Source organism: Acidiplasma aeolicum (assembly GCF_001402945.1).
GTDB classification, from domain to species: domain Archaea; phylum Thermoplasmatota; class Thermoplasmata; order Thermoplasmatales; family Thermoplasmataceae; genus Acidiplasma; species Acidiplasma aeolicum.
Genome location: NZ_LKBG01000075.1, coordinates 1 through 2,912 on the forward strand (window position 1 = coordinate 1; position 2,912 = coordinate 2,912).

At 31.4% G+C, this 2,912-nt stretch carries 3 protein-coding genes; 1 reads left to right on the top strand and 2 read right to left on the bottom strand.

What is annotated here, in order from left to right; genetic code table 11:
- Positions 1-27: 27 nt before the first annotated feature.
- On the bottom strand, positions 28-789 hold the full coding sequence (gene rhaD / locus AOG54_RS02385) for an L-rhamnose 1-dehydrogenase (RefSeq protein ID WP_054964143.1): 762 nt from the start codon (positions 787-789) through the stop codon (positions 28-30).
- Between the two features lie 5 nt (positions 790-794).
- The gene (locus AOG54_RS02390) at positions 795-1,505 is read right to left on the bottom strand and encodes a helix-turn-helix domain-containing protein (protein WP_048101123.1); all 711 of its coding nucleotides are present in this window, start codon (positions 1,503-1,505) and stop codon (positions 795-797) included.
- Positions 1,506-1,724: 219 nt separating this feature from the next.
- Here AOG54_RS02390 and AOG54_RS02395 point away from each other — a divergent pair, with 219 nt between their 5' ends.
- Positions 1,725-2,873, top strand: a complete 1,149-nt coding sequence (locus tag AOG54_RS02395; RefSeq protein WP_055032361.1) for an enolase C-terminal domain-like protein — start codon at positions 1,725-1,727, stop codon at positions 2,871-2,873.
- Positions 2,874-2,912 lie beyond the last annotated feature (39 nt).

The window sequence follows — 2,912 nt, forward strand, 5'->3', positions numbered from 1 at the left end:
TTTTATTCTAAAAAAATTTAATTAAATTTACTGTAAATTAACTAACATTCCCCCATCTGCTAGGAGCTCTGCACCATTAACATAAGTATTTTCGTCTGATAAAAGGAATAATGCTGGACCAACCATATCCTCTGGACTACCCAACCTGCCAAGTGGTATCCTTTTTTCCATGTATCTTCTTTTCTCAGGATCTGAAAGATCATCTGCATTAATATCGGTTAAAATAGTTCCAGGTTCAAGTGAATTTACCAAAATTCCATACTTACCAAGGATTATTGCAAGTGAATGCATCATTCCATTAATACCCGACTTTGTCGTTGTATAGTGAGCTTGGTATTCTCCACCAACTATTGCACTTATTGAACTTATAAATAATATTCTACCCTTGATATGATTTTGTATCATTAACTGAGATATTTTTTGTGTTATGAAAAAATGACTTTCCACATTTAAAGTCCAGACATCATTAAAAAGGCCTACATCTATATCAAAATAATTTTTAAATGGGCATATACCTGCATTGTTAACAAGTATGTCAACATGGTCAAAAGTTTTCTTAACAAAATTTATAAATGCTGGAATTTCATTAATTTTTCTCTGATCTATTTTATAACCATATGCTTTAACGCCAAGATTTTTCATATATCCTTCAGCTTCTACTGCGGCGTTTACATCATGTGCATATGTAAATATAATATTCGCCCCTTCCCTTGCAAGACCTTTGGCTATTGCATTTCCTATTCCTTTATTTCCACCAGTAATAACGGCATTTTTATTGTCAAAACGCATTGAAATCACCTATCTTTTGAGTATAATATAGGTATATTACTATTAATCCAGTTATGTATAATTTTTTCTGTTCCCTTCCTTATATATTCCTCTAGTGCTGATTTTGAGATGCCTGTCATTTTTTCAAGATCTTTAAGATAGAGCCTTCTAGGCATACTATAATAACCATTCATAAATGCTGTATATATTATGGTTCTTTCCTGTTCAGTAAGTTCAAAAAAATCACTGTAGTATTCATGGTAATTAATTTCAGAAAGCGTAAATTTTTTAATTTCCCCAATTTTTGAAAGTTCACTTTTTAAATCCTTTGCAGACTGATTTCTAATTAAGGCATTAACAGTCTCAACATTGTTCTCAATGTAATCATTTTGATATATTACACCATTCTCATAAAGTATTGAACTTATCATCCCATCATACTTTTCCTTAAAGAATATCTGGTATATTTTTTTATTAACATTTATAGGTAAAATATTGTATATTTCCTTAATTGCATTTGAATTTTTAAATTTGTGTAAAAATTCATGTATAATATTAGCTGTGGGTGCTTTTACCTCAATAGAGCCAAAAATATATCCTCTATCACGGTACACATTATGTGCTAGAGTATGTACCTTTACAGGCATATTTTCAGTTATATTGGTCCAGCAATTTTCATGATTCATTTTAAAATTTACCCTTATAATGTTTTCTTCCGATAATGAATGGGTATTCATAATTTATTTAATTGTTATTTATATATAAGTTTTTCTTATACTTGTTATATAAATCAATGCTGATATTATTATAAAATACTACTGACTATAAAAATTATTCCGATTTTGGAATATTCCGGATATGTGTTTATCTTGAATTAAATACGATATACAGAGTTTATTAGCAACTTCGGAAATTTCCGGATAATATTTTAATAAAAACCCAGATATTTATAGAATATGAAAATAGAATCATTGAGAGTTATAAATATAATGGAAGTTAAGCAACCTCTGTTCCCATATGTAAAACCTACAGATTATTACATAGATTTCATTGGTGATGAATCCCCGACAGATGCTGCTATGATAAATAAAATATATACACTTGAAATGAAATCTGGAGATATAATTTCATATTACAATACTACAGAGATCGTTGCAGATTTCATTAAGGCGATAGAATCCAAAATTATTGGGCTTGATCTTGAGGATATTTCCATGGCATGGGATTACATGTACAGATACACACTGCCGGTTGGACGCGGAGGTATTGCAATGCATGCAATAAGTGCAATTAACTTGTTAATGTACGATATATATGCAAAATCTCTTGGCATTCCTGTGTACAGACTTATTGGCGGAAAGACAAGAAAAAAAATTGTGGCATACGCCAGCCATCTTCATCCAACAGATGTAAAAAATCTGCAGGATGAGGCCATATCTTATGTAAATGAGGGGTATAAAACCATGAAAATGAGGTTTCTGTATGGCCCATCCAAAATAGATGGTGTTGAAAAAAATATTGAGTTAGTTAAAATTATTAGAGATGCTGTTGGCTATAATGTTTCATTAGCTTGTGATTCCTGGATGTCGTGGAATTATAATTTTGCATTAAAAATGGCACAATCTCTAGAAAAATATGAAATAGCGTGGATGGAGGAACCGTTTCTCCCAGATGATTTTGAATCAATGAAATTATTATCAAAGAAAACTGATATACCAATATCAGAAGGAGAACATCATTATTATATATATGATGTAAAACACCTTCTAGATGCGGGTATAAGGATTATACAATGCGATACTGTTTGGGCAGGTGGAATTACTGCAATGAAAAAAATCGCTGCATTGGCAGAGGCATATGGTGCAGTAGTTATACCCCATACAGGAAATGTTTACAATCTTCACTTTATTGCTTCTGAACCTGAAAGCATCACACCTATGGCGGAATTTCTCACAAAATACAGGGAATGGATGGAACAGAACATTTCCGGGATTCCTTTTCCAAAAAATGGTTACTTTGAGCTAAACGAAAAGGCGGGATTTGGTATTGAATACTTACCAAAAAATCAAGTTAAATATGGAAAAAGTAAAGAAAATTACAATTGAAAATATAGTTGCATCAACATCACTTGCTGAACACCTTGA